At 43.7% G+C, this 8969-nt stretch carries 4 protein-coding genes and 1 pseudogene; 2 read left to right on the forward strand and 3 right to left on the reverse strand.

Annotated elements, in window-relative coordinates; translation table 11 throughout:
- Positions 1–75 precede the first annotated feature (75 nt).
- Complete coding sequence (locus Q0R35_RS16310) at positions 76–1755, forward strand: PAS domain-containing protein (RefSeq protein WP_366944926.1); 1680 nt, start codon at positions 76–78, stop codon at positions 1753–1755.
- A gap of 110 nt (positions 1756–1865) precedes the next feature.
- Here the strand turns inward: Q0R35_RS16310 and Q0R35_RS16315 are convergent, their stop codons facing one another.
- Complete coding sequence (locus Q0R35_RS16315) at positions 1866–2204, reverse strand: DMT family protein (protein ID WP_295620749.1); 339 nt, start codon at positions 2202–2204, stop codon at positions 1866–1868.
- A 252-nt stretch (positions 2205–2456) separates the two neighbouring features.
- Between Q0R35_RS16315 and Q0R35_RS16320 the strand changes: the two genes are divergently transcribed.
- Entirely contained in the window at positions 2457–5315 is a 2859-nt protein-coding gene (locus tag Q0R35_RS16320) for a polysaccharide deacetylase family protein (RefSeq protein WP_295620752.1), read from the forward strand.
- 155 nt (positions 5316–5470) lie between these two features.
- Here Q0R35_RS16320 and Q0R35_RS16325 read toward each other — a convergent pair whose 3' ends face one another.
- A complete protein-coding gene (locus tag Q0R35_RS16325; protein ID WP_295620755.1) occupies positions 5471–7693 on the reverse strand; it encodes an O-linked N-acetylglucosamine transferase, SPINDLY family protein in 2223 nt (740 codons plus the stop codon).
- Between the two features lie 76 nt (positions 7694–7769).
- Positions 7770–8969 (reverse strand): annotated as a pseudogene (locus tag Q0R35_RS16330) (O-linked N-acetylglucosamine transferase, SPINDLY family protein); the annotation flags it as partial.

Consider the following 8969-nt stretch of genomic DNA (forward strand, 5'->3'; position numbering starts at 1 on the left):
TCTGTATCAAGTCGTAGCAGTAGCCGATGGAGTTGCCGCCCTAGCTGTATCGGCCACCAGATCCCCGATTTGGTTTTGGCAGATATTATGATGCCCAACCTCGATGGACTGAGCTTGTTGCAAACCCTCCGCAGCGACCCGCAAACTAGAGAAATCCCGATTATCCTGCTGTCGGCTAGAGCCGGAGAAGAGGCGCGGCTGGAAGGACTAGCAGCCGGAGCTGATGATTATCTCACTAAGCCCTTCTCTGCCCGCGAACTGCTAGTGCGCGTCGAGGTAACATTGAAACTAGCGCAAATGCGCCAGGAAGCGACGCAGCGGGAGCAAGCCTTACGACTGGAAGCCGAAACAGCAAAAGCGCAAGTAGAAAGCATTTTAACGAGTATTCGGGATGGCTTTTATGTGCTCGATCGCGATTGGTGCTTTACTTATGTCAACGATCGCTTTTGCGAGATGATGGCACTCTCATCTGCCGAAATGTTAGGTCGCAATATTTGGGAATTGTTTCCCCCAGCGATCGAGACTGAGGTGTACGGACATTTTCATCAAGCAATCCGCGATCGCACTCCCAATCAGTTTGAAAACTTCTACCCGGCTTGGGAGCGGTGGTACGAACACCGGATTTATCCGTCACCCAGTAGCCTGACGATTTTTGTCGCGGAGATTACCGAGCGCAAACTCGCTGAAGCCAAACAGCACGAAACGCTAACATTGCTAAACGCGATCGGCGATTACTCGATAGATATCATTTACGCCAAAGACAGAGCGGGACGGTTGCTATTCATCAATCCCGCGATCTCCAACTACTTTGATAAGTCAGTCGCCGAACTGCTGGGACAAGACGAATTCTTCTTTATCGAAGACCATGCAGCCGCCGAAGCAATTCGCGCCAACGATCGATCCATCATCGCATCGGGTGTCGCCGCAGTGTTTGAAGAACCAGTAGTCATCGACGGTAACGTGAAGACTTTCCTCTCTACCAAAGCCCCACTGCGCGACGTAGATGGCAATATTTTGGGGATCGTCGGCATCGGACACGATATTACCGATCGCAAACTCGCCGAAGTAGCCTTAGCCGATCGCAACCAGGAGCTAGACAGTTTCGTCTATACCGTCTCTCACGATCTCAAAGCTCCCTTACGGGCAATCTCCAACCTGTCCCAATGGATTGAAGACGATTTACAAGGTCAGTTGCCACCAGACAACCAGCAACAGTTCCAGCTCCTCCGCACCCGCGTCAAACGGATGGAGTTGATGATTGACAGCTTGCTGCTGTACGCCCGCGCAGGCAGGCAAGAAGCGCGTTCGGAAACTTTCGACCTCGCCGAACTCCTGAGCGAGATTATCGACTCTCTCGCCCCACCAGAAGGCTTTACGATCGACATTCAGCCACCGCTACCAACCCTTACCACCAAGCGCGGATTTTTGAACCAAGTCTTGACCAACTTAATTAACAACGCCATCAAGCACCATACTTCCGTTACCGGACATTTAGATATTTCGGCGATCGAACATCCCGATTACCACGAATTTATCCTCAAAGATGACGGCCCAGGTATCGCCCCCGAATCTCAAGCCAAAGTCTTTGACATTTTTACAACTCTCAAAGTTAAGGATAATAGCGATAGTACAGGAATTGGCTTGGCGATCGTCAAGAAGATCGTTGAAACCGAGCAAGGCACGATTCGGTTAGAGTCCAGTTTGGGAGAGGGCACAACTTTTTATGTGACCTGGCCGAAGAGTCATGGACAGTAAAACTAGTGCGCTACAAACCCGACTTTTCTAAAAAGTCGGGTTTGTGTCCTAGTGAGTGCGTTGGGTTTCGCGGCTCAACCCAACCTACGATCTAAACTACCAGAAACCATTCACGATCGCTCGGTAAAAATCAAATAAGCCGCACCAGCTAATAACATCCCGGCAAATACATAATTGCGAGTAATCGGTACTTGAAAATAGATCGCGCTAAAGCCTGCAAAAACTATCATTGTAATAATTTCTTGCATGACTTTTAACTGTGCGAGACTAAAATATTGAGAGCCAATGCGGTTACCCGGTACCTGAAAACAGTATTCAAAAAAAGCAATCGACCAACTCACTAAAATCGCCATCCACAATGGTGCATTCTGAAGATCTCTGAGATGACCGTACCAAGCAAATGTCATGAAAATATTAGAGATAAATAATAAAATTATTGGCTGAATCATCTAATTATTAAATATTGTTAAACTGTCGATTGTTTAATCTACGATCCCCCTTCTAAAAATTGTATATGCGATTTAGCTGTTTGACAGCTTATACCCAAGACTACTAGATCGCGATCGTGAGTGATATCGATCGCAGACAAGTATAGAAATATAGTGGTTTAATTTTATTATCCGTATTTACACGTAGATAGATCGAGCTAATCAGGCTGAGAATATCCACAATACTGGGAGCTAAAATTTTATCCTGTCAACATGTCTGAATCGATTGAGTCTGCTTTTGATACAGCCACTTTCAACCAAAATGGAACTATTAAAATCGATGGTAGTTTAAGCGATTGGAGATCGATCGATCGTTTAGATGCGGCGGCTCGTCAGCAAGTAGCGGGTTATCGGGTATATGGCAAAAATACTGATGATGGTTATGCGATTGCGATCGATTCTAGTCAAGGAGAAATTGGCACAAATACGACAATTTGGTTAAATATCGATCGGAATAAAACTACTGGTTATCAGGTATTTGGTTCGACAGTTGGGGCGGAATATAACATTAATATCGCCGCAGATGGCAAACCGTATTTATATAGTGGAGCGGCGGGAGAAAATTTTATTAGTGCGGTAGATTTTGCCCACAGTAGCGATGGTAAAACGATCGAAATTGTCATTCCTAAAGCAATTATCAGTACTGCCCAAATGGGTATCGATGCTTATATAGATGTCAACGATCGAGTCTTTTTACCTGGTGATTATGCAAATAATAGTTTGAGTATTGGCAGTATGAATTTACCAAATCGAACTAATTCGAGCAAGCGGATTGCAATTGTTTATTCAGAAACTTCGGCTAATAATTATTTTGACAAAAAAGCGTACGGTCAACTTTTTGCTAACGCTCAGGCTCAGGCGATCGCCGCAGGTATTCCGTTCGACTTAATTACCGAAGCCGATCTTAAATCTATAAATAATTTAGTCAATTATGATGCGCTGGTATTTCCATCATTTAGTAACATTAATAAAGCCGATCTGGTAGCGATCGAAACTTCACTCACTGAAGCTATTGATAAATATAAAATTGGGATAATTGCGGCTGGCGATTTTATTACCAACGATGAAACGGGTGCGGTATTAGCTGGCGATGCTTACAGTCGGATGAAAAACCTGCTCGGCGTTCGACGCACTGCTGGCGGTGGCATTCGGAATGCAGTTGTTACAACTAAAGATGTCAATAATAATATTTTAGCTGGATTTAACAGTGGCGAAACTTTAGTTAATTACGATCGCGGGACTGCTTTTGCTGCGTATAGTGCGATCGATCCGACTAGTAAAACTCTTGCCGAACAGACAATCGACGGTACAAATTATAACGCCATTATCGCCACCAAAACAGGCGGTCAAAATATCCATTTTGCCAATCAATCGATCTTTGCCGATGCTAACATTGTCGCACCCGCAATTCAATCAATTGTCGAGCCGTCTACCCGCATCAGCCTCGATTTAACGCGGAATAATAGCTTATTTTTATCTCGCGATGATGTAGATCGATCGAAATATGCGATCGAAGCACCGCAAATAGAATCAAAACTTACCGACGTACTGACAAATTGGAAAGATAAATACGGATTTGTCGGTTCGCATTTTATCAACATCGGTAACGATCCGGCTCAGAATGAATATACCGATTGGAATGTAATGAAACCAATTTACCAACGCTGGTTGGCATTGGGAAACGAAATTGGCACTCACTCATATACGCATCCAGAATCACCCAGCAATCTGACACCAGCCGAAATCGAATTTGAATTTAACCAATCGAAAAATGTTATTGCTAGCCAATTAGGAACTAACATTACTGGTGCAGCCACACCCGGAAATCCCGACAGCTTGGCACTCGATCGGCAAATCGATAATTATTTCCAGTATTATACAGGCGTAGGCACTGCTTACAATAACGCCTTTGGCTTCCTCGAACCGACAGCTACAGCCGTGTATTTCGCACCTAATATCTCCTTTGATTTTAACGCGATCGGTTTTCAAAAACTCACCAGCGCGCAAACCGCAGTACTATGGGAGCGAGAATACAACCAGCTCAAACGCAGCCGCAAACCAATTATCGAGTTTGCTTGGCACGATTACGGCGCAACCGGAGCCGATCCAAACTACGATCCAGCCATATACAATAACTTTATCGCCAGAGCCGCCGCCGACGGTACCGAATTTGTCACCTTCGACGACGCACAAAATCGGCTTCGCACATTTGCCAAATCTCAAGTCACCACCGAGCAAACTGGCGATACAATTAACGCACGAGTCACCCCAGATGCTAGCACCGCCGGAGTCGGTAAATTCTCGCTCGACATCCAATCATCCCAAAAAATCAAAAACGTCAGTAATTACTACGCCTTCGATAACAACTCCGTATTTCTGACAAAAACAGGCGGCGACTACCAAATTAATTTAGGCACCAAAGCAGATAACGTCACTCACATCGTCGCACTCGCACAACGCGCCGAACTCCTCTCAGTTACAGGCGACGGTCGCAATCTCGACTATACTTTCAATGGCGAAGGTAACATCTCGATCGATCTTAACATCGCCGCAGGGCAAGGTATAACCGCCACAGGAGCCGATCGTTATAGTTTAGTCGGCAACAGACTAGAAATGACATTCAATCGCGCCACGACGCATACAGCAGGCGTAAAAGTCGGATCTGCTCAAGGCACCACAGGCAACGATTTACTCCTTGGCGGTAGTAGCAACAATTCACTAGTAGGTGTCGATCCTAGCAGTACGGCGGGTAAAGGCGAAATTGATACCCTCATCGGTTCGGGAAATCGCGAACGCTTCATCCTCGGCGATGCCAATCGGGTTTATTATAACGATGGCAACAGCACCACCAGCGGCATCAATGACTACGCCAACATCGTCGGCTTTTCGACGAATGGCGATGTCATTCAACTCAAAGGTAAAGCCGCAGACTATTCGCTAGGTACCGCTCCTTCTGGCGTAAATGCGGGTACGGCTATTTACAACAATCGCTCCGGCGAGCCAGAATTAATTGGCATCGTCCAAAATACATCGGGATTGAGTCTGACGGATAGTTATTTTAACTATGTTTGATTAATCTAAGTTAATACCCATAGAACGCCTACGATTGAAATCGTGGCTAGTGGTGCAAAGTCCGCCTGCGCGGACTAAGATATTCAGTCCGCGCAGGCGGACTTTGCATCATGAGCAGCGGTTTCTAACCGCTGAGGTTTTAGGTAGCAACTTGTTTAATTATTAGAATAGTCCGTGCTGGCTTGATACTGGTTTTGCTCCTGATATTTTGCCCACATTTCCTGAAAAGCTTGCTCCAGATCCAGCGTAAATTGTTTGGCATTCCAGACAGGTGCGGTAGTACGACCCGATCGGAGTTTACCAGCAATTTTGTCTCGCAAATCGCGATCGAGTCCTAATTTTATCCCCCACTCGATATATTCCGCCTCGCTCCAAGCAATTCCTTCTTCAATACCCGCATTGAGCATAAAGGTATAACTATTCCGCGCCGCAAATTGTTTTCCGACTTGAGTTACCATCGGAATCCCCATCCACAGGGTTTCGAGAGTCGTGGTGGCACCATTATAGGGGAAAGTATCGAGTACGATGTCCGCGATCGCCAAATTAGCGCGATGAGTAGGTTCGTCAGCCACAGATCCGACAAACCGCAATCGATCGAATTCTACACCTTCTTCGATCGCAATTTGTCCAAAAAACTCTTGAATAATCTTTGGATCTGTGTCGCCTTTAACAATAAAATAACTATTAGGTACCGCTTTAATAATTCGCATCTGCGCTCTGACTGTCTGCGGATGGCGTTTGAAACCTCTTTGTCCGCTCCAATAAACAATCGCATCGTCTGGAATATTTAGATCCCGACGACTGAGAGTAGCGATACCAACTTCAAAACCATTCACAGCTAAATATGTCTGTGGCAACCGCCAGATTTTTTCTCGATAATAGTCTTGAGCATTAGCTGGTAATACATAAGGATCGGCAATAAAATAATCAACAGTCGATAAACCCGTTGCATCCCAACCCAACCAGCTTACCTGAACTGGAGCTGGTTTGGCAGCTAATACTTGACAGGTAATATTTAAAGTCAGACTATCTAAATCGATCAGGATATCGATTTCATCAGCACGAATCTGGGCGGCAACACGTTCGCCATCGGCTACCATGCAATAGCTAACATTCGATCGATCTCGAAACCACTTTTGATAAAAAGGATTGTCTGGATTTTGATTGATACAGTAAGTAAAAACTTGGAATTTTTCGCGATCGTGATGTTGAAATAACCATCGACTCAGCCAACCGACAGAATGATTTTTTAGTGTCGATCCGACATAACCAATTCTGATTACTCCTGCGATTTTCTGTAATGAAGTTGGTTCGGCAATATAGTTTTTAAGATGAGCCTGATTATGTTGTAGATAAATCTCAGCAATTTTATTTTGGAGTTGTCGATAATCTGCTGGTCGATCTTCAGTATATGGCGAGAAGACATTAGCGACAATAATTCTTTGATTGGTAACTAGATCTAATTGTGAAAATGTCTCTGTACTAAATTGCTCTATTAATTGCTGATGTCTTTGTAGTGCTAGATTGGCTTGTTGCCAATTACCTGCGGTTAAATAGGCAATTAATAACGGATAACTAGCTCGAATGCGATCGCAAGTACTATCGCACAGATCGTAAATAGATGCACAGGTTTCAATCGCCCGATCGTGACACGCCATATCTGAATAAACGCGCCCTAAAATATGTGCAATCTGGAAATTTTGCGGTTGTAAAGTTCGACAAAATTCAAGGATATCGACCATGAAAGTATTTGCGCCAGTCCGATGCGCTGCATTCATAATATCGCTAGCGAAATTATCAACTTCGACAACCGATTCACGCAAATATGTTACAATAAGTGCCTCGATCGATCGAGATGTAGATTCAGCAGGAAAATCTAGTAACGATCTCAATAAATCTGCTAATAAATTACGGTCTACCCGACCAGAATTGCTATCAATAACCAACTCGTTTACCTGCCATTCTATCAACAGATCGGGTATAAATTCCTCAAATTTAATCTTTATTAAAATCGATCGCAATAAATTATTTATGCAAAAGGGATCGATCGATTGTAACTGTTCGCAGATCGATCGAGCATTATCGAGATTGTTAGCATAAAATTCTTCAGTAGCCGATCGATCGAGTAAAGCTGACAACTCACTAGTTAAAACTTCTGACTCCAGCTCAGACGCTGCTTCAAACGGAATAAACCAAGTAGCTTGAGCATCGAGTTCGCGCTCCTGAAGCAGGTAAGCTAACCCTAAATACCAATAGTTATCATTATCGGTGTTTCCTCGATCGATTAACGTTTCATAACGATCGATAACCTGTTCCAAGCTAGTAGGAGTAACCTGAAGATCTGTTTCTATAATTGGCGAGGTATCTAAAGTTTGCATTTATTTAAGATCGAGAAGATGCTAAGAAAAGGTGTGTGAATTAAATGAGCGATTGCCTGTAACAAGTCAAAATAAATTAATTTAGATCGTGTTGCTGCTGCTGATATTTTGCCCACATATCTCGATAAGCTTGCTCCATATCGCGAGTAAATTGTTTAGCATTCCAAACAGGTGCAGTAGCTCGTCCCGATTTTAATTTACCGTGAATCTTATTCCTTAAATCGCGATCTATTCCTAATTTTATGCCCCACTCGATATATTCTTGTGGACTCCAAGCAATCCCTTCCGTAATGCCAGCATTTAGCATAAAAGTATAACTATTGCGTGCAGCAAATTGTTGACCGACTTGCGTTACCATCGGAATTCCCATCCACAGGGTTTCTAGAGTCGTGGTGGCACCATTATAAGGGAAAGTGTCTAGAACTATATCTGCTATCGCTAGATTAGCACGATGCGTATATTCATCTCGATTTCGATCTAAAAAGCGCAGCCGATCTGCATCTAATCCTACTTCGGCGGCTAATTTACCAAAGAAATCTTGGATAGTTGCTGCATCACTATCGCCTTTAATTAAAAAATAACTATTCGGTACAGATTTAATAATTTGCATCTGATTTCTAATACAATCTGGATGGCGTTTATATCCAGATTGACCGCTAAGATAAGTTACCGCATCAGCCGGAATATTTAAATCTGCACGTTGCAGCGTTGGGGTACCAATTTCAAAGCCATCGACGGCTAAATATGTCTGCGGCAATCGCCAAATTTTTTCTTGATAATACTCTTGAGCATCATCTGGAAGCACGTAAGGATCGGCAACATAATAATCGATCGCAGGGATACCTGTAGAATCCCATCCCAGCCAGGTTACCTGTACTGGAGCTGGTTTTTGCACCATTATCAAACAGGTAAGATCGTAAGTCTGACTATCTAAGTCAATTAAAATATCGATTTCATCTGCTTTAATTTGAGCGACAACTTCATCTGGAAAGACGGTAAAATATGAAGTAATATCTGCTTTATCTCTAAACCACTGATGATTGAAAGGATCTTCTTGGTTTGTATTCAAACAATAGATAAAAACTTGAAAAGACTGGCGATCGTGATGGTGCATCAACCACCGACTCAACCAGCCAACCGAATGAGATTTTAACGTAGAAGCAATATATCCAATCCGCAGACAGCCTGTTTTCTTGGGTAGCGATAAGCTCTCAAACTCTGCTGCTATATTTGTCGATCGAAGATGCTGTTGATAAATAGTTGCTAGTTGATTTCG

This window comes from Chamaesiphon sp. GL140_3_metabinner_50 (assembly GCF_025361915.1).
In the GTDB taxonomy this organism is placed as follows: Bacteria; Cyanobacteriota; Cyanobacteriia; order Cyanobacteriales; family Chamaesiphonaceae; genus Chamaesiphon.